Genomic DNA, 24,392 nt, shown 5'->3' with positions numbered 1-24,392 from the left:
CCGACATGATCGACGCCCGCCTTTTCCGCAGCCGCCTTTCCCGCCCGCTGGCCGTGCTGTCGGCCCTCGCGGCGGCCGGATTACCGGGACTGGCGCTGGCCGCCGAGGCCGCCGGGGCGCCGCATCTGGACGGGCGGGAGCTTGGCGCGGTGTGGGTGGTGCCCTTCGCCGGGATCCTGCTGTCCATCGCGCTGCTGCCGCTGCTGGCCCCGTCGATCTGGCACCACCATTTCGGCAAGATCGCCGCAGGCTGGGCGTTGGCCTTCCTGGTGCCCTTCGCGGCTCTGTTCGGTGTCGATCTCGCGGTCTACGAGCTGTTGCACACGGCGCTGCTGGAATACATACCCTTCATCATCCTGCTGACGGCGCTGTTTACGGTTGCGGGCGGGGTTCGGATCGCGGGCTCGCTGGTCGGGACACCGCTGGCGAACACCATGGGGCTGGCGTTGGGGACCGCGCTGGCGAGCCTGATGGGCACGACCGGCGCCTCCATGCTGCTGATCCGTCCGCTGCTGCGCGCGAACGAGCACCGCAAGCACAAGGTCCACACCGTCGTCTTCTTCATCTTCCTGGTGTCGAACGTCGGCGGCTCCCTGACCCCGCTGGGCGACCCGCCGCTGTTCCTGGGCTTTCTGAAGGGAGTGGACTTCTTCTGGCCGACGCTGCACCTGCTGCCGCCGATGGCGCTGGTTTCCGGCTGCCTGCTGGCGATCTACTTCGCCCTGGACCTGTATCTGCACACCAAGGACCCCGGCAAGCACCCGCTGATCGAGGGCGTGCACGAGCGCGAGCCGGTGCGGGTCGAGGGGGCGGTGAACCTGTTCCTGCTGGTCGTCATCGTCGCCGCCGTGCTGCTAAGCGGCGTCTGGCATCCGGGCGTGGGCGTCACGATCTTCCACGTCCATGTGCCGCTGGAGACCATCGCCAGCCAGGGCTTGCTGCTGCTGATCACCGGCCTGTCGCTGAAGCTGACCAGCGCGCAGAGCCGCCGCCTGAACGCCTTCACCTGGGGGCCGATCGTCGAAGTGGCGAAGCTGTTCGCGGCGATCTTCCTGACCATCATCCCGGCCATCGCCATCCTGCGGGCCGGGACGGAGGGGGCGCTGGGCGCCATCATCGCGGCGGTGAACCAGAACGGCCAGCCGGTGCCGGCCGCCTATTTCTGGGCCGCCGGCATCCTGTCGAGCTTCCTCGACAACGCCCCGACCTACCTGATTTTCTTCAACACGGCGGGCGGCGAGCCGTCGGTGCTGATGAACGACCTTGCGGTCACGCTGGCGGCCATCTCGGCGGGGGCGGTGTTCATGGGCGCCAACAGCTACATCGGCAACGCCCCGAACTTCATGGTCAAGGCCATCGCCGAAGAGCGCGGCGTGAAGATGCCAAGCTTCTTCGGCTACATGCTGTGGTCCTGCGGCATCCTGGTGCCGCTGTTCGTCCTGACGACCTGGGTGTTCTTCCTGTAGGCGTCGGATCGGTCGCTTCGTAGGTTGGGTTGAGCGTACGCGAAACCCAACACGTTCGCCGTGACGAGGGCGTTGGGTTTCGCCTTCGGCTCAACCCAACCTACGCTGCTGCCCACTTCCAGTAGGGCTCAATGCGACATCAGCGCCGGCAGGTTCAGCTGGGAGAGCACGGTGCGCGTGGCGCCGCCCAGCACCATTTCCCGCAGGCGTGAATGGCCGTAGGCGCCCATCACCAGCAGGTCGCCGTCGAGGTCGCGGGCGCAGGTCAGGATGATCTCGCCGACGTCGTTGCCCTGGTGAATGTTCGCCTGATGGTGGCTGCGGACGCCGTGGCGTTCCAGCCAGACCATCAGGTCGCGCCCGCTGTCGAGCGTGTGGCCGGGCGGGTCAACGGTCAGCACGGTGACCTTCTCCGCCGTTTGCAGGAAAGGCATGGCGTTGCGCACGGCGCGGATCGACTCGCGCGTGTTCTTCCAGGCGATCACCACATGCCGGCCGATGCTGCTCTCCGGCGCGAAGTCATGGGGGAGGACCAGCGTGGGGCAGGGCGTTTCCAGCGGCAGCCGGTCGGGCACGTGCAGGGCCACCCGGTCGTCCAGGCCGTCCCCCTGGCTTTGGCTCACGACGGCGAGGTCGGCGTAGGCCGCGCGGGCGGCCAGCAACTCCACATGATCGCCCTCTACCACCGACCAGGAATAGGAGCAGTCCTTCAGCGCCTGCCGCACCTCGTGCTCGATCTGCGCGGCCTTTTCGTGGGCGATGGCGGTCGCCTCGGCGATGAAGCCATAGGAGGCGGCGCGCCCGGTCACCGCGGCCGGCATCGACACCGGGGTGGCGACGTACAGAACCTCGACATAGGCTGAAAAGCGCTCGGCAAGCGCGACGGCGACCTGAAGGCGCTCCGCGTGCCGGTCGTCGTTGGCCATGTGCAGAAGAATGGTCTTGATCGGCATGGTCTCGCTCGCTGTTTCCGGCCCCGATGGATTTTTCCATTAGGTAACGCCCGGCGGGGCCGGATGGCAACGGGGACCCGTTACTTCACGACCACCGCGTAGCGCTCGACCGGCTCGACCGTCTTGATCAGGCCGCGCGCCTTCAGGAACTCGGCGAAGCGCGTATACCGCGCGGAATCCAGCGCCGCCGGGCTGTGGGAGAAGCGCGGCAGCGTGTCGGCCCAGGCGCGGCGGTTCAGCTCATCGTTCAGTTCCGGCCGGTCCTTGATGAAGGCGGCGTGGGCCTCCTCCGGGTGGTTCAGGATGTAGAGGGTGGCGCGCTCGACCGCCGCCAGGAAGCGCGCGATGCGGGCGTCACCGGCGACCTTGTCCTTGTGCGCGACGACGATCAGTTCGTCGTAGGCCGGTACGCCTTCTTCTTCCGGATAGAAGGCTTGGCCGGGGTGCTTCTCGATGGCCATCTGGTTCAGTTCGAAGTTCCGGAAGGCGCCGATCACCGCGTCCACCTGACCGGCCAGCAGCGCCGGCGACAGGGAAAAGTTGACGTTGACCAGCTCCACGTCCTTCAGCGTCAGCCCGTTCTTCTCCAGCATGGCGCCCAGCAGCGCGTCCTCGAACCCGCCGACCGAGAAGCCGACCTTGCGGCCCTTCAGGTCCTTGATCGCCTTCACCGGGCCGTCCTTCAGGACGACGACCGAGTTCAGCGGGGTGGAGACCAGCGTGCCGACGCGCACCAGCGGCAGCCCTTCGCCGACCTGGATCTGCAACTGCGGCTGGTAGGAGATGGCGAGGTCGGCCTGCCCGGCGGCGACCAGCTTCGGCGGGTCGTTGGGGTCGGCGGGGGCGGTCAGCGTGACGTCCAGGCCGGCGTCCTTGAAGAAGCCCTTCTCCTGCGCCACGACCAGCGGCGCGTGGTCAGGGTTCACGAACCAGTCGAGCAGGACGCTCAGCTTGTCCTGCGCCGTGGCCGGAAGGGCTGTCAGAAGGCCGGCGGCGAGCGCCGCCGCCGCGAAAGTCCGTTTCATGGTGTCGGTCCTATTCCTCAGCAGGGTGCGTGTCGGGTTGCCAGGGCAGAGCCCGGCGGATCAGCGCGTCCACGGCGGCGTACAACGCCACGGCGATGACGCCCAGCACCGCCAGCGCCGCGAACAGCAGGTCGATCTGCATGCGGGCGTTGGCGTGCAGCATCAGGTATCCAAGGCCGGAGGAGGAGCCGACCCACTCCCCGATCACCGCGCCGATCGGCGCCACGGCCGCCGCGACCCGCAGGCCGGATCCGAAGGCGGGCAGGGCCGCCGGCAACCGGACGTGCCACAGCACCGACCAGCGCGAGGCGCCCATGGTCTGGGCCAAGTCCAGCCAGCCCGGCTCCGTCCGGCGCAGACCGTCGAACAGGGTCGTGGTGACGGGAAAGAAGATGACCAGCACCGCCATGGCGACCTTCGACGCCATGCCGTAGCCGAGCCACAGCACGAGCAGCGGCGCCAGCGCGAAGACCGGGATCGCCTGGCTGACGACCAGCAGCGGCATCAGCCAGCGCCGCGCGGTCTGGACGCTCGCCAGGATGAAGGCGCTGACGGCGCCGAGCAGCACGCCGAGCACGAGCCCCAGCAGGATCTCGGCCAGCGTCGTCGCGCCATGCTGGACCAGCAGGGGAGCCTGCCGTTGCAGCGCGTCCGCCACGGCGAGCGGTCCGGGGAGGATGTAGCGGGGCACGCCGGTGGTGATGACAAGGGCTTGCCAAAGGCCGAGCAGCACCGCGACGGTAACGAGGGCGCGCAGGAGCCTCATCCCGCCAGCCTCCGCAGCAGTTCCGCCTGCATCGCCAGCAAGGCCGGGTCATCGACGGGGCGGGGCGGCAGGCCGGGAGGCTCCAGCGCCGGGCCGATGGTCGCCGGCCGGCCGGTCATGACGTGGATGCGGTGGCCGAGGCGGAGCGCTTCCAGCGGATCGTGCGTCACCATCAGCACCGTTCGCCCGGCCAGGGCCTTCGCTGCCAGGTCCTGCAAGCGCAGGCGTGTCAGGGCGTCGAGCGCGGAGAAGGGCTCGTCCATCACGACCAGCGGGCGGTCTTCCATCAGGGTGCGGGCGATGGCGACGCGCTGCCGTTGCCCGCCGGACAGCGTGGCGGGCCGGTCCTGTTCCCGCCCGCCGAGCCCCACCTGATCGAGCAGCGCGCGGGCGCGCTCGACCACCCCCGGCGCGCGGCGCTCGTGCCGCAGGCGGGCACCCAGCAGAACGTTGTCGAGCACCGGCAGCCAGGGAAGGAGCAGGTCCTGCTGCGCCATGTAGGCGATGCGGCCGCGCAGGGGCTGCCCGTCGCCGGCGGTGATCGCAGTCGGCGGCTCCGGGTCGGCGAGGCCGGCGACCATGCGCAGCAGCGTGGTCTTGCCGACGCCGCTCGGCCCCAGCAGGCATGTGGTGACGCCGGCCTCGACGGTGAGGGCGAGGTCCGAGAACAGCGCCGTCCCGCCATAGGTCAGCCGCGCGCCGGTGACGGTCACGGACAGGGGCGGGTGCAGCGTTTCGGGACGGACGGGTGCGTTCATGGGCTCACTGATCCCTTCGCCGGCATGATCCGGATCAGGTTCCAGGGGTCGTCCCCGTTTCGGGACCTCTCAGCCGACGATCGGCTCCCCCCAGTGATGTTTGGCGACTATGACAAGTCGGTGAGATGCGAGCAAGCGTCAGCGCCCCGCCACGTCAACATCCGGCGTTCTCCCGGATATCTCCAGAAGCAGCTTGCTGAGGATGGCGTCGGCGAAGGATTCGAAGTTGATCGCGGGCACCAGGAAGGCGCCGGGGCCGCCGATCACATGGTCGCGGTAATAACCGTCAAGGTCGATGGGCGCCGCCCCACCCCAGGGGTTCGGCCGGTCGTTCAGGATCGGCAACCCGTTGATGGTGATCCCGGCGGACACCGCCTGGTCCCGCGCCCATTCCACCGGGCGTCCCCGGTTGTTCACCCCGTCGCCGGACACGTCGATGACCCGCCGGGCGCCCTCGAATCCGTTGTCGTCGAAGAGGCGGGCGCAATAGTCGATGGCCCCGCTGATCGAGGTCCACTGCGCCGACGCGATGGGCGATTCGGCGACGGAGGACGCGAGGGCATCGACGCTCGCCGGATCGCCAACAAGGGTCCAAGGCACGACGATCCTTTGGAACGTGTCGCCGGCCCACTCCACATAGATCACCGCGATCCGGCCGAGCGGCCCGCCGTGGATCGCCGCCTGGACCTTGGGGTTGGTCAGGGCCTGGACATAGCCGTCCCGTTGCAGCCGCGCTTCTTCCGGATCGACGCTGCCGGAGACGTCCACCGCCAGCACCAGTTCCAGATCGACCGGCACCTCGGCGCGGGCCGCGGTCGCCGCCAGAATCAGCACGATCATGCCCGCCCAACGCCGGTACCCGAACATGCCGCCCCCTCCGCGCGTTTCCAAAACAAGAGAGTTCGGATCGGGACCGCGGCAAGGGGGCGTTGACGGAATGGCCTAAGCAGGATTTCCGAACTCCGCCCACATGGGCGGGCTCGGAAATCCTGCAAAACCATAGAGTCCGCAGATTTGTCCAGGCCGGGCCTGTGGCCCGATCTGGACAAATCTGCTTAGCCGCGCCACCTCTCCTGCGCATGTCCAACAACTCTTCACCACGTCCCCTGTTCATCGGCAGCGAGATCTACCGGGGCTCCAGCTACGGCCCGAAGCATCCGCTCGCCATCCCGCGCGTCTCCACCGCCATGGACCTCAGCCGCGCCATGGGCTGGCTGCCGGACGACGTCTATCTCGACAGTCCGCAGGCCACGCCGGACGAGCTGGCGCGCTTCCACACGCCCGACTACATCTCGGCCCTGCAACGGGCCGAGCAGGCGCAGCGCGTCGATGCGGAGACGGGGGAGCGCTACAACCTCGGCAAGCTGGAAAATCCGGTGTTCCCGGAGATGTATCGGCGCCCGGCGATCAGCGCGGGGGCGGCGATCCTCGGCGCACAGCTGCTGGCCGGGCGGGAATCGGGAATCGTCTACAGCCCGGCCAGCGGCACGCACCACGCCCGTCCGGGCCGGGCCAGCGGCTTCTGCTACATCAACGCGCCGGTGCTGGGCATCCTGGCTCTGCTCGACGCCGGGTTCGAGCGTGTCTACTACGTGGACCTGGACGCCCATCACGGTGACGGGGTGGAGGAGGCCTTCGCCCACGACGACCGCGTACTGACCCTGTCGGTTCACGAAGACGGGCGCTGGCCCTTCACCGGCAAGGCGGAGGACCGGGCGGGCGGCATGGCGCGCAACCTGCCGATGCCGCAGGGCTTCAACGACACCGAAATGGCCTACCTGATGGCGAACGCCATCCTGCCGCTGGGCCGGGCGTTCCGGCCGCAGGTGGTCGTGGTCCAGACCGGGGCCGACGCCCTGTCCGAGGATCCGCTGAGCCGCCTGGAGCTGTCCAACGGAGCGCTGTGGAGCGCCGTGCGCGCGCTGATGGACTTGGCCCCGCGCATGCTGGTGGTCGGTGGCGGCGGGTACAACCCGTGGTCCGTCGGGCGCTGCTGGGCCGGCGTGTGGGCGACGCTGAACGGAATCGACCCGGCCGTGCCGCCGACGGCCGAGGCGGAGCGGGTGCTGCGCGCGCTCACATGGTCCCGCGCGGCCGGGCGCAACCCGCCGGAACACTGGTTCACCACCCTGGCCGATGCGCCGAGGCCAGGACCGGTGCGTGACGCCGTGCGACGCGTTGTCGCCCTTGCCATGGAAAAAGCGCTGTTCCCGCGTTGATTCCCGGAATGTCCGGCGACATCGCGTTGACCTCCCAGCGCGAATAAGCGACCTTGAAACACTGATTTTTGTTCCGAACGTTGCGCATACGGGGGGAGGGAGCGGGCGATCCATGTCGAACACGACCTTGCTCCTGATCACCATCGCCGTGCTGATGCTGGTGGCCGTTCCCGTGGTGTTCGTGATGAAGGACTTTCTGCCGGGATACATCCTGCGGTCGTCCGGTCTCGAACAGCTCGAAAACCGCATCTATGTGTTGCATTCGGAAGCGCATGACCTGCAGGGACGTGTGGAAGCGCTGGTCCAGCGCCGCAATCAGGTCTCGGCGGACAAGCAGCGGGTCGAGAGCGACAACCGGAAGATGGAACGGGCCATCACCGAGCTTGCCCACCAGCCTCCGCTGTTCGTGCACGAGGTCGGCGACCCCCAGGCGGGTCTGACCAAGTTCCTGGTCGACGTATCGCAGGAGAAGGCGTCCGCCAGCGCCAAGGCGGGCGGGGAGCGGTCGCAGGTTAACCCGATCTGGCGCTGCGCCAACGTGGCGGAGGTCTGGGCCTCCAACATGGAAGAGGCCAAGCAGCTCGTCGAGGTGTCCTTCCCCTTCAAAATGGGCTTCACGAAGAGCTTCCAGCGGACGGCTCCCAACCGGGTGCCGCCCAAGGCAAAGGCCGCTGCGTCATGATGATCAATTTCCTGATCATCCTGGGAATCATCGCCATCGGCGCGTGGCTCGGCAACGTGCTGATGGTGGCGGAGAATCAGGTGGCGCAGTCGCGCGCCCGCGTGCGCGCAACGCGTGACACCATCGGCAAGCTGGAATCGACCATGCACCGGCTCAAGCGCGAAGAGGATGCGCTCAACAAGGAAATCGAGGAGATCCTGGCCGACACGGTCGCGGCCCGGAAGAAGCAGTCGGAAATTCAGCATCGGCTGGCCGAGGCGCAGTCCCAGCGCCGCCCGACGCTGCTGATCCTGACGGACCGCCGCAATCCCAACGACAAGGAATGGATCGTCACGGTCGTGAACAGCCAGATCGGGGAGATCGACGCCATGCACCCGCTGGCCAAGGAATGGGCGCGCGGGCGCCAGTATCTCGTCTGGGCCGAATCCGATCGCGAGGCGTCGGAACGCGCCGCCCGCCGGTTCGGCGCCCGTCCAGGCTACCAGATCCGCTCGGTCGCGGCGGTGAAGGAAGACCTCTACGCGTCGGCCTCGGCCCGCTCCGCCGCATAACGCCTCTGGACAGGTGGGCGCGTCGGCGGCATCGTCCGGCGGCGAACAACCACTTCAGGTCGGGTGAGATGATCGGACGGACTCTGCGGGGTCTCCTTGTGCGGGGCTTCCTTTTCGGTGTGGCGATTCTTCTGACGGCCCTTCCCGCGGCGGCTTTGGAGACCTTTGCACGGTCGTCCCTGACGGTCGAAACGGCGGCGGGCGGGCATTACCGCTTCGACGTGGAGATGGCCGAGACGCCCATGCAGCAGATGCAGGGGCTGATGTTCCGGGAAACGATGGCGCCGGATGCCGGGATGCTGTTCGTCTACGACCACCCGCAGCCGGCCAGCTTCTGGATGAAGAACACGCTGATCCCGCTCGACATGATCTTCATCGGCGCGGACGGGAAGATCGTCAACATCCACCCGAACGCGGTGCCGCAGTCGCTCGACGCCATCAATTCCGCGGCTCCGGTCAAGGGCATCCTGGAGGTCAACGGCGGCATGAGCGCGCGGCTCGGCATCCGGGCGGGCGACCGCGTGCTGCATCCGGTGTTCGGCACTGCGAAATAGCCTCCGGGCGAAGTAATCTCCGTTCGCCAATGCCGGTGACTTCGCCCGCCGCATCGCCCACATTTACGTCCAGATGGCCGGCTATACCGGCGTGGGGGCGAGTGGTGCGCACGGAGCAGCGGGGCGGCGAGTGGCGATGGTGCGGCGTTTCCTTCCCATTCTGACGGTGGCCCTGCTGGGTACGGCGGGGCTGTCCACCTATTTCGTCCTGGCCAAGGCGGAACCGGCACCGGCCTATCGCCTGGCCAGGGTCGAGGAAGGGGCGCTGGTCAGCTCCATCACGGCCACCGGTGCGCTGAGCGCGCTGGTGACGGTGGAGGTCGGTTCCCAGCTTTCCGGCCAGATCGCGGAGCTGAACGCCGACTTCAACAGCCAAGTCCGCGAGGGGCAGGTGCTTGCCCGCCTGAACGGCGACCAGCTCGACGCGCGGCTGGCCCAGGCGCGGGCCGATCTGGAGGCCGCGCGTGCCACGCTGAACCAGCAGGTGGCCCAACTCGACAAAGCGCGGGCCGACGTGGCGAACGCCAAGGCCAACGTCGCCAACGCCGCCGCCCAGATCCTGCGATCCGACCTCGCGCTGCGCGACGCCGACCGCGACCTTGCCCGGCGGCAGGAGCTGCGCGGGCGCGGAGTCGTCTCCACCTCCGACCTTGAGAAGACGGAGACGGCGGCGCGCACGGCGCGTGCCCAGCTCGCCTCCAGCACCGCGCAGAGGCAGCAGGCGGAGGCGGGGCTCGCGTCCGCCGAGGCGACGCTGGAGGTTTCCAACGCGCAGGTGCAGGTTGCCCGTGCCCAGGTGGCCCAGCGGGAGGCGGCGCTCCAACTGGTCGAGGTGGACGTGAAGCGGTCGGTGATCCGCTCGCCCATCGACGGGGTGGTCGTCAACCGCGCCATCAACATCGGCCAGACCGTGGCCGCCAGCCTGTCCGCACCGACCCTGTTCACCATCGCCCAGGATCTCCGGCAGATGGAGGTGCTGGCCAACATCAACGAGGCGGACATCGGCCGTGTGCGCGAGGGGCTGCCGGTGCGTTTCACCGTGACGGCCTTCCCCGGCGAGGTGTTCAGCGGCACCGTCTCGCAGGTCCGGCTGGCGCCCAACCAGGACCAGAACGTCGTCACCTACATCGCCGTCATCACGGTGGAAAATCCCGGGCTGCGGTTGCTTCCGGGCATGACGGCCAACCTCAGCATCACCGTGAACGAGCGGGACCGGGTGCTGAAGCTTCCCAACGCCGCCCTGCGCTTCCGCCCGCCCGGCGTGGAGGCGCCGGCCGACGCGCTGGCGCCCACCCCGACGCTGGGCGGCCCGAGCGGCGGGCGTGGCGCCCAGGCGCTGGCCGCCCTCGTCACGGCGCTGTCCGACGAGCTGAAGCTGGACGAGAGCAAGCGGAAAGAACTGGGCGCCATCGTAGGCGATGCGCGCGACCGCTTCGCCGCGCTGGGGTCCGAAGCCGGCGATCCCGAACGTCGCCGGGCCGAGGCCCGCGACGTCCGCGCCCGTGCGGAGCAGCGGATCGCGGCCGCGCTCGCTCCCGCCCAGCGCGACCGCTTCGAAGCGATCCTGGCGAACCGTGCGGGGGGCGAGACGGCGCGAACCGTCTGGGTGCCCGGTGCGCAGGGAACTCCGGTCGGCGTGCCGGTCCGTCTCGGCATCAGCGACGGCAGCTTTACGGAGGTGGTCTCCGGCGGGCTTGCGGCCGGGCAGGACGTGATTGTCGGCGTCGCCCAGCCGGACCGCTCCGACAACCGCCGGGGGCCGCGCCTTGGCTTCTGACACCGCCTGCCCCGACCGCACCCGGGCGGAACCAGAGACGGACAATCCGGCGCTGATCGCGGTGCGCGGCCTTGTGCGCGCTTATGCCATGGGGCCGCACACCGTCCGCGCGCTCGACGGTGTGTCGGCGGAGGTGCGACGGGGCGAGTTCGTGGCGGTGATGGGACCGTCCGGATCCGGGAAGTCCACCTTCATGAACCTGCTCGGCTGTCTCGACCGGCCGGACGCGGGCAGCTACCGGCTCGACGGGCAGGAGGTCAGCCGCCTGTCGGCGGACGAGCTGGCGGTGGTGAGGAACCGCCGGATCGGCTTCGTCTTCCAGTCCTTCAACCTGCTGCCGCGCCAATCCGCCCTGGCCAACGTGGAGCTTCCCATGGTCTACGCCGGGGTGGACCGGGCGAGCCGGCACGCGCGGGCGCTCGCGGCGCTGGGCGCGGTGGGGCTGGAGGCGCGGGCGCACCACCGCCCGACCCAGCTGTCCGGCGGCCAGCAGCAGCGCGTCGCCATCGCCCGCGCGCTGGTCAACGACCCGGTGCTTGTGCTCGCCGACGAGCCCACGGGCGCGCTCGACAGCGCCACCAGCCTGGAGATCATGGCGCTGTTCCAGCGCCTGAACCGGGGTGGCATCACCGTCGTGCTGGTGACGCACGAACCGGACGTGGCGCGCTACGCCGGCCGCGTTCTGACCTTCCGCGACGGCCGTCTGGTGGACGACCGCCGGCAAGTGCCGGAGGAGGCGGTGCCGTGAACCCGCTGGATTCCGTCCGCACCGCCCTGGAGGCCCTGCGCGCCAACCCGTTGCGCAGCGCGCTCACCATGCTGGGCATCGTCATCGGCGTGGCGGCGGTGATCGCGATGGTCGCCGTGGGGGCCGGGGCGCGCGACCAGGTGCTGCGGCAGATCGCCAGCCTGGGCACCAACCTCGTCATGGTCGGGCAGGGCAGCATCGTACGCGGCGGGGTGAAGCTGGGCGCCGGTACCGCAGCCTCTCTGACGGAGGATGACGCGGCGGCCATCGTGAACGAGATCCCCGGCGCCCAGATCGCCGCGCCGTCGGTGCGCTGGGGGCTTCAGATCGTCGCGGGCAACCAGAATTGGGGAACCGTGCTGTTCGGCATCACGCCTGACTATATGGACGCCCGCGAATGGAGCGTCGTCCGCGGGCGCTCCATCACCGACGAGGACGTGGCCCAGGCGAACAAGGTCGTTCTGCTCGGCCGGACCGTGGTGACCAACCTGTTCGGTGGCGGCGATCCGGTGGGGGAGCAGGTGCGCGTCGCCTCCACACCGATGACCGTCATCGGCGTTCTCGGCGAGAAGGGACAGAACACGCAGGGGCAGGATCAGGACGACGTGATCTTCGTTCCGCTGTCCATGGCGAAGCGGAACATTCCGGGCATGGCGAAGTCCAACCCGCGCTTCATTCATACGATGGTCGTGAAGATGGCCGAGGGAGCCGACCTGGACGAGGCGCAGGTCCAGATCCGCGAACTGCTCCGCCAGCGCCATCGGCTGGCCGCCGGGCAGGACGATGATTTCTGGATGCGCAACCTGTCGGAAGTCGCGGCGACCCGCGACGCCTCGTCCCGCGCCCTGTCCTTCCTGCTGGCGGCGGTAGCGGCCGTCTCGCTGCTGGTCGGGGGGATCGGCATCATGAACATCATGCTGGTCAGCGTGACGGAGCGCACGCGGGAGATCGGCCTGCGCCTCGCCGTCGGCGCGCGGCGGCGCGACATCCTCATGCAGTTCCTGATCGAGTCGACGACCCTGTCGATCATCGGCGCCGGGGCGGGCGTGGTGGTCGGGATCGGGACTGCCATGATCGTCGCGCAACTCGCCGGCTGGCCGACGCTGATCCAGATGGACGCCGTGGTGCTGGCCGTGATGGTCAGCGGATTGGTGGGCGTCTTCTTCGGCCTTTACCCGGCGCGCCGCGCCTCGCTGCTGAATCCCATCGACGCCTTGCGGCACGAGTGATCATTACAGGCTGAAGGCGGCGAGGCAGTGCGCGGCAATGGCTTCCACATCGTCGGCACCGTGAACGATCGCCGTCGCGCGGGCGAGCAGGACGCGGTGCAGGGCGCTTTGGTTCCGGTCCATGGCTTGGGTATCCACGACGACCACGGGCGTTCCCGTGCGGGCCAGGAACGATGCAACAATGGCAACCGGTCCGGCCGTCTGGACCGGCGACACGAGCCCGACCGGCCGACGCTCCGCCAGGATGCGGGCGAGCGCCAGCACCGAGGTCGTCGTATGCCGCTTCGCAAGGTCGATCTGCCCAATGCCCCCGTCTAGGGCGGCGCGCAGGGGGCCGCCACCCATGGGGGCCACCACATCCACCGCAAGGCTGCGCCGTTGCAGCCCGTTCGCCAGCGCGACCATGCTCCGTTGGATGGGGCCATTCTCCAGGTTCGGCACGAAGACGGCGAAGCGGGGCAGGGGCATGACAGATGGACGCTCAATGGGGATGGCGGCGCGTTTTGGGGCGCGACGCTCGCACATCATGATACGGTAGGGTTGGCCCAGTCGGATAGGCGCGCCTGCTCCTTGCTGTTCGCGCGGGGTTCGTGTATCTCACTGCGCGTTGTCGGGGCGTAGCGCAGTCTGGTAGCGCGCCAGTTTTGGGTACTGGAGGCCCCCGGTTCGAATCCGGGCGCCCCGACCACCAAAGTGTACGAACGATGCAACGCACACCGATCAGAGGAGACGACGCGTCATGAAGGTCCGGATCTATCAGCCGAGCAAGGCGGCCACGCAGTCCGGACGCGCGAAGACGCATCGTTGGCTGCTCGAATACGAAATCGAGACGCCGCGCCGTCCGGAGCCGCTGATGGGCTGGATCAGCTCGGGCGATACCCTGAATCAGGTCAGGATCGGCTTCGACGCGGTGGAAGAGGCCATCGCCTTTGCCGAGCGCAAGGGCTTCGAATACGCCGTCCAGGACGCGCCCGTCCGCCGCGTCCGTCCGCGCAACTACGCCGACAACTTCCGCACCGATCGGCCGCGCTTCTGATCGCGGCTTTCGACATCGGGCCGGGGCCCCATAGCTCAGCTGGATAGAGCAATCGCCTTCTAAGCGATAGGTCGCAGGTTCGAACCCTGCTGGGGTCGCCATCCCGGCGCCGCTTCCGGCGCGCGCTCCGATTGAGAATCTCTGTTGTCCAATCATGTGCATCCGATGGCAGCAGCTTTCGGATGCATCGCTGATTCGGAAATGAACAACACAGTTATCCCCAGTCCGGCGACGCTGCGCTCATATGCCGCGCTGCGACACTGCAGTTTCCGCCCGCGGTGGAATCTGGCGTAAATCCTTTGTGTTGAGCGCGTCTCATGCCTTCGCCCAAATTGCGGGCAACAGGCTCAAGGCCCGATTTCCGCTGGGTGGTTGCGGGGGCATCCACAAAGTTATCCACAGAATTTGGGGATAATCCTGAAGAGCGTCCGGGCGGCAACTCTTAAGCGTTTCGCATCCGGCAATGCGTAGCCGAACTCAGGCAGGCATGGTCGGAACCGGGCAAGGGTCGCGGCGTTTACCGAACGGCCGTTTGGGCTGAAGAGCGACGCGAGGTGATGCCTTGGTGGGGTGGATCGTCCGGACACTGCTGCTGTGTTTCCTGGTTGGTCTCGTGCTGTCCTTCCTCGACATCAACCCCGCGAGCATTCTGACCAACACCTGGGCCACGATCCGCAACATTGCGGAACTCGGCAGCGAACTTTTCCACTGGGCTTTGCCATACATCCTGATTGGGGCGGTGATCGTGGTCCCGCTATCCGTGCTGGCGGCGGTCCTGCGCTGGACGCGCATGCGCCACCGTCCCTGATGTCAAAGAGAAATCCGCATAAAAAAAGGGAGGCACCGTTTCCGGAGCCTCCTAAGCCATAGAAGGGAGGGTTAGAGACAGCCGTTTTGTAGCGCCTCTCAGCCTGTGCCACGTTGATCCACATCAAGGGTCAGCGTTATCTGTCGAAACCGCTTCGTCGGACTTCCGCGGACAAGAAAAAACCGGAGATTCCAGGGAATCTCCGGTTCAGTGAATACAGGGAGGGTTAGAGACGAGCGATAAATAGCCGATCCGCCTATGCCCTACGTTGATCTACATCAAAATTCCCTGATATTTGAAACTTCCGTGCCCCAATCCGGCGGTTGATGGACAAAAAAATAGCCGAGGGTTCCATTGGAACCCCCGGCATAGGCGAATACAGGGAGGGTTAGAGACAGTCGGTTTCTAACCCAACGGCTACCCTCGGACGTTGATATAGATCAAAAGTTCCTTCGGCGGCGCAGCGAAGTTTCAAAAACCGCCCTTGTGCGTGTGGCCGTAGAGCACGGACGGGTCCGTCTCAACCCGCTGAATCACCTCCAGCTTTCCGTCCCGCACCGCACGGTAGAAGCAGCTCCGCCGGCCGGTGTGGCAGGCCACGCCGTCCTGCTCCACGATGAGGAGCAGGGTGTCGCCGTCGCAGTCGATCCGGAAATCCTTGAGCCGCTGCACCTGACCGGAGGTTTCGCCCTTGCGCCACAGCCCGCCGCGTGACCGCGACCAGTAGCAGACGCGGCCGGTGGACAAGGTCTCCAGAACCGCGTCGCGGTTCATCCAGGCCATCATCAGGATTTCGCCGGTGCCCTCCGCCTGCGCGATGGCCGGCACCAGCCCGTCCGCGTTGAACGTGATCGCGGCGAGAACATCATCGAACGCTGCGGCGTCCGTCATGAGAGATCCCCTTTTGTCAGAGCCTTACAGGGCTTTGTTGAGGCGCGTGAAGGCCCGGTCCAGATCCGTAATCAGGTCGTCAACCGCTTCCAGCCCGGCGTGCAGGCGCAGCACGGTGCCCGGATCGGTCCAGCGCGTGGCGGTGCGGACGGCCGCCGGGCGCACCGGCAGGATCAGGCTTTCGAACCCGCCCCAGGAATAGCCCATGCCGAACAGCTCCATAGGATCGAGCATGGCAGCCAGCGCCGTCTTCGGCACCGGATTCATGACGACGGAGAACAGGCCGGAGGACGCGCCGATGTCCCGCTTCCAGATCTCGTGGCCGGGGCAGTCCGGGTGTGCCGGGTGCAGAACGCGGGTGACCTCGGGGCGCTTCGACAGCCAGTCGGCAAGAGCCAGCGCGCTTTCCTGGTGCTGTTTCAGGCGGACGGACAGCGTACGCAATCCGCGCATGCCGAGAAAGATGTCGTCCGGACCGGCGCAGGTGCCGGTGCGCGTCGCGGCCTTCTTGACCGCAAGCCAGTGCTCCTCGTCGGCGCAGGTGATGACGCCCAGCATCGCGTCGGCGTGACCCACGATGTATTTGGTCGCCGAGTGGATGGACACGTCGACCCCATGCCGCAGCGGCTGGAACAGCAGCGGGGTCGCCCAGGTGTTGTCGATCATGACCGTGGCGCCGACGGTCTTGGCCGCGGCGGCGATGGCCGGCACGTCCTGGACCTCGAAGGTGAGGGAGCCCGGCGATTCGAGGAACACGACGCTGGTGTTCGGCTTCAGCAATTCCTTGATGCCCGCGCCAATAGTCGGGTCGAAATACTGGATTTCCACGCCGTAGGAGGCGAGGCTGTCGTTGGCGAATCGGCGCGTCGGGCCGTAAGCGCTGTCGGTGATCAGCACATGGTCGCCGGCCTTGGTGAAAGCCAGCAGCGCCGTGGCGATAGCGTTCAGCCCCGACGCCGTGTTCACCGCGCGGAAACCGCCCTCCAGTTCGGCGATGGCCTCCTCGAAGGCGTAGGAAGTGGGCGTGCCCATGCGGCCGTAATGGACGCCTTCGAACGGATTGCGGTCGCTCTCCTCCAACTCGGCCAAAGTCGGGAAAAGAACGGTCGAGCAGTGATAGACCGGCGGATTCACGATTCCGTGGTTGCCGCGTGGATTGCGTCCCGCGTGGCCGAGAATCGTTTCGTTTTTTGCGTCCTTCATAGGTCTTTCCGCAACAACGGGAACTAGTCACTTCATCTTGGCATCCCGAGACCCGGCAGGCCAATGGATAATCCTATCGTAAGCCCCTGTAAGGGATGAGGAAACGCTAATGCTTGGGTCACGGAGGATTCGACAGTCCGTCGATGTTGGTGCAATCTTGTTACACGCGTTCGCCCTCCGTTGGGACCGGCGCGACAAGCATCGAAAGCGAATAACGCAAAGACAGGGTGGAGCTTAACGATGAAATCGGGATTTCTCGCCGCGACCGCCGCGGCACTGGTGTTCGGCGCCGTCACGACCGCGCAGGCCGGACCGACGTTGGACGCCGTCAAGGGACGCGGCTTCGTGCAATGCGGCGTGAACGCCGGCCTTCCGGGGTTCAGCAACCCCGACAGCTCCGGCAATTGGACCGGTCTAGATGTCGACTACTGCCGCGCGGTCGCCGTCGCCCTTTTCAACGATCCGAACAAGGTGAAGTTCACGCCGCTGTCGGCGCAGCAGCGCTTCCCGGCCATCCAGTCGGGCGAGGTCGATCTGCTCTCCCGCAACACCACCTGGACGCTGACCCGCGACACCTCGGTGGGGCTGAACTTCGCCCCGGTCACCTACTATGACGGCCAGGGCTTCATGGTCGCCAACAAGCTGGGCGTGAAGAGCGCCAAGGAGCTGAACGGCGCCACCGTCTGCGTGCAGTCCGGCACGACGACCGAGCTGAACCTCGCGGACTATTTCCGTTCCAACAACATGTCCTACAACCCCGTCGTCATCGAGAACAACGACGAGGTGAACGCGGCCTTCTTCTCCGGCCGTTGCGACGTGCTGACCACCGACGCCTCGCAGCTGGCGTCCACCCGCGCGTCCGTGGCGCAGAAGCCGGATGATTACGTCATCCTGCCGGAGATCATCTCCAAGGAGCCGCTGGCCCCGGCCGTCCGCCATGGCGACGACCAGTGGTTCGACATCGTGAAGTGGGTGGTCTTCGCGACGATCCAGGCGGAGGAGTCGGGCATCACCTCCAAGAACGTCGACGACTCCCTGAAGAGCCAGAACCCGGAAATCCAGCGTTTCATGGGCGTCTCGCCGGGCATGGGCAAGGCGCTCGGCCTGGATGAGAAGTGGGCCTACAACATCATCAAGAAGGTCGGCAACTACGGCGAGATCTTCGAGCGCAACGTCGGCAAGAGCACTCCGCTGAAGCTGGAACGCGGCCTGAACGGGCTGTGGACCAACGGCGGCCTGCAGTACGCGATGCCGATCCGCTAAGCCGGGACAAGGGGACCGCCTGTTCACAGGGGGATGGGCGGCCCTCCTTTCGAGTGCAGGGCGGTGGCGCAAATGGGCGAAAAAGACCAAAGCCCGTGCCCGCCGCCTTCTGGGAGACGTTTCTTATCGTGACGCGGGTGCGCCGGCGACCGGGAGGCGTGCGTCTGCACCCCCGTCATGACGGTGAGGGAGAGAACCGTGGCCACTGAGACCCGGGACACCGTGCGCGGGAGCGCGCAGGGTGGCGCATCGTTTTCCCTCAGCGACCCGACGGTACGGGCCGTGTTCTACCAGGTTCTGGTGGTCGGCATCGTCGTCGCGGTCGGCTGGTATCTCATTCACAACACGCTCGACAACCTGTCGCGGCGGTCGATTGCCACGGGCTTCGGGTTCCTGGAACGCGAGGCGTCCTTCGGCATCGGCGAGAGCCTGATCAGCTACGCGCCCAGCGACACCTACGGCCGCGCCTTCCTGGTCGGTGTTATCAACACGCTGAAAGTCTCGGTCCTCGGCATCGTCCTGGCGACGCTGCTCGGCACCATCATCGGCGTCGCGCGCCTGTCCAGCAATTGGCTGATCGCGAAAATCGCGTCGACCTATGTCGAGATCATCCGCAACATCCCGCCGCTGCTCCAGCTCTTCTTCTGGTACGCGCTGGTGTCGGACAGCATGCCGCCGGTGCGTCAGGCGCTGAACCCGATTCCGGGTGTCTTCCTGTCGCAGCGCGGTCTGTTCGTGCCGGTCCCCGTCGCCGATCCGGTGTGGGGCACCATGGGATTCGCGCTGGCGCTGGCGGTGATCGTGGCGGTCTTCGTGCATCGCTGGGCAAAGGCCCGGCAGGCGCGGACGGGGCAGCCCTTCCCGATTGGATGGACGGTGCTCGGCCTCGTCATCGGCTTCCCGCTGATCGCCTACATCGCGGGCGGCGCGCCGACCGCGCTCGACGTGCCGAAGTTGGCCGGCTTCAACTTCCGAGGCGGGACGGTGATCTCGCCGGAGTTCTTCGCGATCCTGACCGGCCTGACCGTCTACACCGCCGCCTTCATTGCCGAGGTCGTGCGCAGCGGCATCCTGGCCGTGAACTGGGGCCAGACGGAGGCCGCGCGCGCGCTGGGCCTGAACAGCGGGCGGACGCTTCGCCTCGTCGTTCTGCCGCAGGCGTTGCGCGTCATCGTCCCGCCGCTGACCAGCCAGTATCTGAACCTGACCAAGAACAGCTCCCTGGCGTTGGCCATCGGCTATCCCGATCTGGTGTCCATCGCCAACACGACGCTGAACCAGACCGGCCAGGCGATCGAGGGCGTGGCGATGATCATGGGCGCCTACCTGACCATCAGCATCGGCATCTCGATCTTCATGAACTGGTACAACAAGCGCATCGCGCTGGTGGAGCGCTGACGGACATGACCGAGAACGTCCACACCGGAAGCCTTCCGGACGAACGCCCGCCGGCCAACACCGTTGGCCCCATCGCGTGGCTGCGCAACAACCTGTTCAACACCTGGTACAACGCGCTCCTGACCATCCTGATCATCTACGGCCTGATGCGCGCGATTCCGCCGCTGTTCGACTGGCTGGTCGTCAACGCCAACCCGATCGGCACCACGCCCCAGGTGTGCCGGCAGACGGGCGGCGCCTGCTGGACCTTCGTCAGCGAAAAGCTGCGCTTCATCATGTTCGGCACCTTCCCCTACGACCAGCAGTGGCGCCCGCTGGTGACCATCGCGATCATCATCGCACTGCTGCTGGCAAGCTGCGACCGGCGTTTCTGGAAACCGTGGCTGGGTCTGGTCTGGGTGGCGGGAATCGCGGCCGTCGCCATCCTGATGTGGGGCGGCGTCTTCGGCCTGAGCTATGTGGAGAACACCTTCTGGGGCGGTCTGCCGCTGACGCTGATCCTGTCGGTGGTCGGTCTGTCGGTTGCTTTTCCGGCGTCGATTCTCCTGGCGCTCGGCCGGCGGTCGAACCTGCCGGCCATCCGCGTGCTGTCGGTGACCTACATCGAGCTGATCCGCGGCGTGCCGCTGATCAGCCTGCTGTTCATGGCGTCGGTGATGTTCCCGCTGTTCCTGCCGACCGGCGTGAACTTCGACAAGCTGCTGCGCGCGCAGATCGCCTTCATCATGTTCGCCGCCGCCTACATGGCCGAGGCGATCCGCGGCGGTCTGCAGGCGATCCCAAAGGGCCAATACGAGGCGGCCGACGCGCTGGGCCTGAACTATTGGCAGGCGATGCGCAAGATCATCCTGCCGCAGGCGCTCTCCATCTCCATCCCGCCGCTGGTGAACACCTTCATCAGCTCCTTCAAGGACACCTCGCTGGTCATCATCATCGGCCTGTACGACCTGCTCGGCACCGCCAAGGCGGCGCTGTCCGATCCGGCGTGGCGCGGCTTCTACCGCGAGGCGTACCTGTTCATCGGCGTCATCTACTGGGTCTTCTGCTTCTCGATGTCGAAATACAGCCAAAAACTCGAACGCGACCTGCGTCGCGGCCACCGCCGGTAAGGGAGAGGGACAGTCATGAGCATGGCTCAAGCCGTGAGCACCAAGCGGACCTTCCCCGAAGGCGGGGAGATCATCCGCTGCCAGGGCGTGCACAAGTGGTATGGCGAGTTCCACGTCCTGAAGGACATCAACCTGTCCGTCGCGAAGGGCGAGCGGATCGTCATCTGTGGCCCCTCGGGCTCGGGCAAGTCGACGCTGATCCGCTGCCTGAACCGCCTTGAGGAGCACCAGAAGGGCAGCATCGTCGTTGACGGGATCGAACTGACCGGCAACCTGAAGAACATCGAACTGGTCCGCCGCGAAGTCGGCATGGTGTTTCAGCACTTCAACCTGTTCCCGCACCTGACCGTGCTGGAGAACTGCACGCTCGCCCCCATCTGGGTCCGCAAGAAGCCGAAGGCGGAGGCGGAAGAGCTGGCGATGAAGTACCTGAAACGGGTGCGCATCGCCGAGCAGGCCAACAAGTTCCCCGGCCAGCTGTCCGGCGGCCAGCAGCAGCGCGTGGCCATCGCCCGCTCGCTCTGCATGAACCCGAAGGTGATGCTGTTCGACGAGCCCACTTCGGCGCTCGACCCGGAGATGGTGATGGAGGTGCTGGACGTCATGATCGGCCTCGCCGAGGACGGCATGACGATGCTCTGCGTCACCCACGAGATGGGCTTCGCCAAGAGCGTGGCCGACCGCGTCATCTTCATGGACCGCGGCGAAATCGTCGAGCAGAACACCCCCGACCTGTTCTTCACCAACCCGCAATCGGATCGGACGCGGCTGTTCCTCAGCCAGATTCTGAATCACTGATCGCGGGAGCGCGATAATCCGGCGCAGCCCGCACTCAGCACTGGCGGGCTGCGCCGGTTTCAGGTTCAATGCGGCCCGTTCGTGCTGTTGGTGCATCGCACAACGGAGACCGCCCCATGGAGCTGCTGAGCCCCCGTCCCGGCATCGGCCAGATCAAGCCCTACAGGCCCACCCGTCCTCCGCAGGACGGCGCCGCCTGGGTCGATCTGTCCCTGACCGTGAACCCGCTGGGGCCGGGGCAGAAGGCGCTCAACGCCTACCGGCATGCGGCGGGCCAAATCCACCGCTATCCCGATTGGGCGCAGGACCAGCTCCGGCAGGCCATCGCGCGGCGTTACGAGCTGGACGCCAGCCACATCACCTGCGCCGCCGGCTCCGACGAGATGATCCACCTCGTCACGCAGGCCTTCGCCGGCCCGGGCGACGAGGTGCTGTGCCATGACCACGGCTATCGCGGCTTCCTGAAGGCCATCCGGGCGGCCGGCGCCGCGCCGGTCATCGCGGCGGAGCGTGATCTGGTGGTCGATGTCGAGGCGATGATCGACCGCGCGAACGAAAAGACGAAGATCTGCTTCCTCGCCAACCCGAACAACCCGACCGGCACCTACATTCCCGTGGAGGCCGTCCAGCGCTTGCGCGCCGGGCTGCCGTCACACACGCTGCTGGTGCTCGACTCCGCTTACGCCGAGTATTGCCGCCGCGACAATTACAGCGACGGGACGGAGGTCGTGGAGAACTCCGACAACGTGCTGATGGTGCGGACCTTCTCCAAGATGCATGGGCTGGCCGGCCTGCGCGTGGGCTGGGCCTATGGGCCGGCCGGGGTGGTCGAGGCGATCAACCAGGCGCGCGGCCCCTTCAACGTCAGCGTGGCCGCCCAGGCCGCCGCCGCCGCCGCGATCCTCGACACGGAGCATGAGGAGGCGACCTACCAGCACAACGCCGCATGGCTGCCGTGGCTGAGCCATGAGCTGGAGCAGGTCGGTGTGCGCGTGTACCCCAGCGTCTGCAACTTCATCCTGACGCGCATCCCGACCGACCCGTCGCTGGGCGTCCAGGCCATCATGGACCATCTGGCCCGACGCGGCATCCTGGTGAAGTCGGTCCATGACTACGGGCTGACCGACTGCCTGCGCATCACCGTGGGGCGTGAGGACGAAAACCGCGCCCTCGTTGCCGCACTCGGGGAAATCCTCAGCTGACCTATTCGATGATTGGGCCTACTCGGTGGTGATCGGGCCTATTCAATGATCGGAATGTGCGGCCCGGCGGTGCGTGGCAGCCAGCCCTGGACGCGCGGGTCCAGGATTTCGCGCGTGACATGCCGGTAGGGCATGAAGCCCATGGACTGGTAGAGCGGCAGGGCCTTCGGGTGGTCGAAGGTGCAGGTGTTCACCAGCAACCGCTTCGTGTGCCCCTGCCAAGCCAGCCGGATCGCCGTGTCGAGCAGCCAGGGGCCGAGCTTCAGCCCGATGAAGTCCGGGATCATCCCGAAATAGGCAAGGTCGGTGTCGGCTTCGCGCCGGTCGATCTCGGCATAGCCGGCGGGGGTGCCATTGACGTAGAGCACCCACACCTCGACGCGCGGGTCGGTGACGATCCGGCCCAGGTCCGGCATCGGCATCTGCCGGCGCTCGTGCCACAGCCAGGGCTCACCCACCGTGTCGTACAGATAGCGGTAGAAGGAGGCCGTCGGCGGGTGCGCCCGCACCAGCGCTACATCGCCAGCCGGCCGCGGCAACGGGGCGTGGGTCGGCGGCGCGGTCATCTCCAGATAGGTGACGATGACCGACAGGCAGCCCGGCGGCACCGGCGCGGCGAGCATGGACGAGGGCAGGGGCGGGGTCAGGGAGAAGGGGTTCTGAGCCATTTCTGCATCATCGTGACGGGCGACGTGGCATAGCCCAACCGCTCGTAGAACGCCATCACCGCGTGATTGGTTTCGCGCACCAGCAGTTGCACCTTGGGCATGCCCGCCTCGATCAACCAGCGTTCCGCCGCCGCGACCATCGCCCGGCCGTAACCGCGGCCCCGGCAAGCTGGAGCCACGGCGAGGTAGTAGAACCAGCCCCGATGGCCGTCATGCCCGACCATCACCGACGCCACCAGCCGGCCGCCCTCGTGGCCGACCAGAATAGCCGCGTTTGGCTTCGACAGAGCCAGCGCGATGTCCGCCACCGGGTCGTTCCAGGGGACGACGAGCTCGCAGGCGGTCCACAGGGCGACGACGGTATCCCGGTCCCCGTCGGCGAAGGGGCGGATCGCCAGGGCTGTGTCGCCGCTCACCGCTTCGCCGGCCCCGTTTCCAGCGGCAGGTCCGGCCGCAGGCCCCATTCCGCCCAGGACCCGTCGTAGATCGCCACGTCGTCCTTGCCAGCCGCGGCCAAGCCCAGCGCAATCACGCAGGCCGTCACGCCGCTGCCGCAGGAGGCGACCACCGGCCGCCCAAGGTCGATGCCGGACGCCCTGGCCTTCTCGGCGATGACCGAGGCCGGCAGGAGGGTCTTGGAGTCGGCGTCGATCAGGTCGGTGAAGGGTAGATTGAGGCTGCCGGGGATGCGTCCGCTGCGGCGGCCCGGCCAAGGCTCGGCAACCACGCCCTCGTACCGGTTGGCGGCACGGGCATCCACGACCTGCTCCGCGCCACGCTCGATGTTGGCGAGCACGTCGTCGACCCGGCGCAGCAAGTCCGGGCGCAGGCGGGCGGTGAAGCTCTTGGGCACCGGATTCGCGGCGCCGGATTCGACCGCGCGCCCCTCGGCAAGCCACTTCGGCAAACCGCCGTCCAGCACCGCGACACGGTCATGGCCGAACAGGCGGAACAGCCACCAGACGCGGGCGGCGGCGGTGGCCATGCCGGCGCTGTCGTAGACGATGACGGTGTCCTCGTTGCCGACGCCCAGCGCGCCGATCTTGGCGGCGAAGGTCGCCTCATTCGGGACCATGTGCGGCAGCGGGTGGGTGTTCGGGGTCGCCACGTCGTCGATGTCGATGTGGATGGCGCCGGGGATATGGCGCTGTTCGAACTCCGCGCGCGGGTCGCGGCCGGAGCCGGGCATGAACCAGGATGCGTCGAGCACGCGCAGTCGCGAGTCGCCCAGATTGCGGCTGAGCCAGTCGGTCGGCACGATCGGGCCGGGCAGGGCTTCAGTCATGGC

The 24,392-nt window shown here is 67.2% G+C and carries 26 protein-coding genes, 2 tRNA genes and 1 riboswitch; of the genes, 17 read left to right on the top strand and 11 right to left on the bottom strand.

The features are described from left to right. Positions 1–5 precede the first annotated feature (5 nt). Positions 6–1,466, top strand: a complete 1,461-nt coding sequence (locus ACSVC7_RS14640) for a sodium:proton antiporter (RefSeq protein ID WP_448205066.1) — start codon at positions 6–8, stop codon at positions 1,464–1,466. A 128-nt stretch (positions 1,467–1,594) separates the two neighbouring features. On the opposite strand, the gene ACSVC7_RS14635 is transcribed toward ACSVC7_RS14640, so the two are convergent. The 5 genes from ACSVC7_RS14635 to ACSVC7_RS14615 all read right to left on the bottom strand — a co-directional run bounded on the left by ACSVC7_RS14635 (position 1,595) and on the right by ACSVC7_RS14615 (position 5,835). Next, positions 1,595–2,419, bottom strand: a complete 825-nt coding sequence (locus ACSVC7_RS14635; protein WP_448205065.1) for a universal stress protein — start codon at positions 2,417–2,419, stop codon at positions 1,595–1,597. Between the two features lie 80 nt (positions 2,420–2,499). After that, a complete protein-coding gene (locus tag ACSVC7_RS14630) occupies positions 2,500–3,444 on the bottom strand; it encodes an ABC transporter substrate-binding protein (protein WP_448205064.1) in 945 nt (314 codons plus the stop codon). A 10-nt stretch (positions 3,445–3,454) separates the two neighbouring features. Continuing rightward, positions 3,455–4,210: an ABC transporter permease gene (locus tag ACSVC7_RS14625; RefSeq protein ID WP_448205063.1), complete on the bottom strand. Its 756-nt coding sequence runs from the start codon at positions 4,208–4,210 to the stop codon at positions 3,455–3,457. Further along, positions 4,207–4,968, bottom strand: coding sequence for an ABC transporter ATP-binding protein (locus tag ACSVC7_RS14620; protein WP_448205062.1), 762 nt, complete (start codon positions 4,966–4,968; stop codon positions 4,207–4,209). The genes ACSVC7_RS14625 and ACSVC7_RS14620 overlap by 4 nt, the downstream gene beginning before the upstream one ends. Continuing rightward, positions 4,962–5,069: riboswitch (TPP riboswitch) on the bottom strand. (Overlaps the previous gene by 7 nt.) 37 nt (positions 5,070–5,106) lie before the next feature. Beyond that, entirely contained in the window at positions 5,107–5,835 is a 729-nt protein-coding gene (locus ACSVC7_RS14615; protein WP_448205061.1) for a DUF1194 domain-containing protein, read from the bottom strand. A 212-nt stretch (positions 5,836–6,047) separates the two neighbouring features. Between ACSVC7_RS14615 and ACSVC7_RS14610 the strand changes: the two genes are divergently transcribed. The 7 genes from ACSVC7_RS14610 to ACSVC7_RS14580 all read left to right on the top strand — a co-directional run bounded on the left by ACSVC7_RS14610 (position 6,048) and on the right by ACSVC7_RS14580 (position 12,728). Continuing rightward, complete coding sequence (locus ACSVC7_RS14610; protein ID WP_448205060.1) at positions 6,048–7,187, top strand: acetoin utilization protein AcuC; 1,140 nt, start codon at positions 6,048–6,050, stop codon at positions 7,185–7,187. Positions 7,188–7,299: 112 nt separating this feature from the next. Further along, positions 7,300–7,869, top strand: coding sequence for a hypothetical protein (locus ACSVC7_RS14605; RefSeq protein ID WP_448205059.1), 570 nt, complete (start codon positions 7,300–7,302; stop codon positions 7,867–7,869). Continuing rightward, the gene (locus ACSVC7_RS14600; RefSeq protein ID WP_448205058.1) at positions 7,866–8,420 is read left to right on the top strand and encodes a hypothetical protein; all 555 of its coding nucleotides are present in this window, start codon (positions 7,866–7,868) and stop codon (positions 8,418–8,420) included. Before ACSVC7_RS14605 ends, ACSVC7_RS14600 begins: the two co-directional genes overlap by 4 nt. Positions 8,421–8,539: 119 nt before the next feature. Then, on the top strand, positions 8,540–8,974 hold the full coding sequence (locus tag ACSVC7_RS14595; RefSeq protein WP_448205057.1) for a DUF192 domain-containing protein: 435 nt from the start codon (positions 8,540–8,542) through the stop codon (positions 8,972–8,974). A gap of 136 nt (positions 8,975–9,110) precedes the next feature. After that, on the top strand, positions 9,111–10,751 hold the full coding sequence (locus tag ACSVC7_RS14590; RefSeq protein WP_483508380.1) for an HlyD family secretion protein: 1,641 nt from the start codon (positions 9,111–9,113) through the stop codon (positions 10,749–10,751). Then, on the top strand, positions 10,741–11,499 hold the full coding sequence (locus tag ACSVC7_RS14585; protein ID WP_448205055.1) for an ABC transporter ATP-binding protein: 759 nt from the start codon (positions 10,741–10,743) through the stop codon (positions 11,497–11,499). Before ACSVC7_RS14590 ends, ACSVC7_RS14585 begins: the two co-directional genes overlap by 11 nt. Continuing rightward, positions 11,496–12,728, top strand: a complete 1,233-nt coding sequence (locus ACSVC7_RS14580) for an ABC transporter permease (RefSeq protein WP_448205054.1) — start codon at positions 11,496–11,498, stop codon at positions 12,726–12,728. The genes ACSVC7_RS14585 and ACSVC7_RS14580 overlap by 4 nt, the downstream gene beginning before the upstream one ends. A 3-nt stretch (positions 12,729–12,731) precedes the next feature. Here the strand turns inward: ACSVC7_RS14580 and ACSVC7_RS14575 are convergent, their stop codons facing one another. After that, positions 12,732–13,196: a hypothetical protein gene (locus ACSVC7_RS14575; RefSeq protein ID WP_448205053.1), complete on the bottom strand. Its 465-nt coding sequence runs from the start codon at positions 13,194–13,196 to the stop codon at positions 12,732–12,734. A gap of 143 nt (positions 13,197–13,339) precedes the next feature. On the opposite strand from ACSVC7_RS14575, the gene ACSVC7_RS14570 reads away from it, so the two are divergent. The 4 genes from ACSVC7_RS14570 (at position 13,340) to ACSVC7_RS14555 (ending at position 14,572) form a co-directional block, all read left to right on the top strand. Next, positions 13,340–13,416 (top strand) — tRNA-Pro (locus ACSVC7_RS14570). A gap of 51 nt (positions 13,417–13,467) precedes the next feature. Continuing rightward, entirely contained in the window at positions 13,468–13,764 is a 297-nt protein-coding gene (locus ACSVC7_RS14565) for an ETC complex I subunit (protein WP_448205052.1), read from the top strand. A 24-nt stretch (positions 13,765–13,788) separates the two neighbouring features. After that, a tRNA-Arg gene (locus ACSVC7_RS14560) sits at positions 13,789–13,865 on the top strand. A 464-nt stretch (positions 13,866–14,329) separates the two neighbouring features. Then, positions 14,330–14,572, top strand: coding sequence for a DUF6460 domain-containing protein (locus ACSVC7_RS14555; protein ID WP_448205130.1), 243 nt, complete (start codon positions 14,330–14,332; stop codon positions 14,570–14,572). Between the two features lie 471 nt (positions 14,573–15,043). On the opposite strand, the gene hisI is transcribed toward ACSVC7_RS14555, so the two are convergent. Beyond that, complete coding sequence (gene hisI, locus ACSVC7_RS14550) at positions 15,044–15,463, bottom strand: phosphoribosyl-AMP cyclohydrolase (protein WP_448205051.1); 420 nt, start codon at positions 15,461–15,463, stop codon at positions 15,044–15,046. A 24-nt stretch (positions 15,464–15,487) separates the two neighbouring features. Beyond that, positions 15,488–16,666: a cystathionine beta-lyase gene (gene metC / locus ACSVC7_RS14545; protein WP_483508379.1), complete on the bottom strand. Its 1,179-nt coding sequence runs from the start codon at positions 16,664–16,666 to the stop codon at positions 15,488–15,490. A 240-nt stretch (positions 16,667–16,906) separates the two neighbouring features. Here metC and ACSVC7_RS14540 point away from each other — a divergent pair, with 240 nt between their 5' ends. The 5 genes from ACSVC7_RS14540 (at position 16,907) to ACSVC7_RS14520 (ending at position 22,436) form a co-directional block, all read left to right on the top strand. Further along, positions 16,907–17,929: an amino acid ABC transporter substrate-binding protein gene (locus ACSVC7_RS14540; RefSeq protein WP_448205049.1), complete on the top strand. Its 1,023-nt coding sequence runs from the start codon at positions 16,907–16,909 to the stop codon at positions 17,927–17,929. 198 nt (positions 17,930–18,127) lie between these two features. Continuing rightward, positions 18,128–19,327 carry an amino acid ABC transporter permease gene (locus ACSVC7_RS14535; RefSeq protein WP_448205048.1) on the top strand — a complete coding sequence of 400 codons (1,200 nt, stop codon included), beginning with the start codon at positions 18,128–18,130 and terminating at the stop codon, positions 19,325–19,327. Between the two features lie 5 nt (positions 19,328–19,332). Next, positions 19,333–20,436: an amino acid ABC transporter permease gene (locus ACSVC7_RS14530; protein WP_448205047.1), complete on the top strand. Its 1,104-nt coding sequence runs from the start codon at positions 19,333–19,335 to the stop codon at positions 20,434–20,436. Positions 20,437–20,451: 15 nt separating this feature from the next. Then, the gene (locus ACSVC7_RS14525; RefSeq protein WP_448205046.1) at positions 20,452–21,234 is read left to right on the top strand and encodes an amino acid ABC transporter ATP-binding protein; all 783 of its coding nucleotides are present in this window, start codon (positions 20,452–20,454) and stop codon (positions 21,232–21,234) included. 116 nt (positions 21,235–21,350) lie between these two features. Beyond that, on the top strand, positions 21,351–22,436 hold the full coding sequence (locus ACSVC7_RS14520; RefSeq protein WP_448205045.1) for a pyridoxal phosphate-dependent aminotransferase: 1,086 nt from the start codon (positions 21,351–21,353) through the stop codon (positions 22,434–22,436). Positions 22,437–22,474: 38 nt separating this feature from the next. Here the strand turns inward: ACSVC7_RS14520 and ACSVC7_RS14515 are convergent, their stop codons facing one another. The 3 genes from ACSVC7_RS14515 to sseA are packed head-to-tail and all read right to left on the bottom strand — an operon-like array spanning position 22,475 to position 24,389. Further along, positions 22,475–23,104, bottom strand: coding sequence for a GNAT family N-acetyltransferase (locus tag ACSVC7_RS14515; protein ID WP_448205044.1), 630 nt, complete (start codon positions 23,102–23,104; stop codon positions 22,475–22,477). Further along, positions 23,080–23,520: a GNAT family acetyltransferase gene (locus tag ACSVC7_RS14510; protein WP_448205043.1), complete on the bottom strand. Its 441-nt coding sequence runs from the start codon at positions 23,518–23,520 to the stop codon at positions 23,080–23,082. The genes ACSVC7_RS14515 and ACSVC7_RS14510 overlap by 25 nt, the downstream gene beginning before the upstream one ends. Beyond that, a complete protein-coding gene (sseA, locus tag ACSVC7_RS14505; protein WP_448205042.1) occupies positions 23,517–24,389 on the bottom strand; it encodes a 3-mercaptopyruvate sulfurtransferase in 873 nt (290 codons plus the stop codon). Before sseA ends, ACSVC7_RS14510 begins: the two co-directional genes overlap by 4 nt. Between the last annotated feature and the right edge of the window lie 3 nt (positions 24,390–24,392).

The sequence above is a fragment of the Azospirillum mesophilum genome (assembly GCF_053470405.2).
Note: the sequence above shows the minus strand (reverse complement) of the source record. Positions and strands in the feature narration are given on the sequence as shown.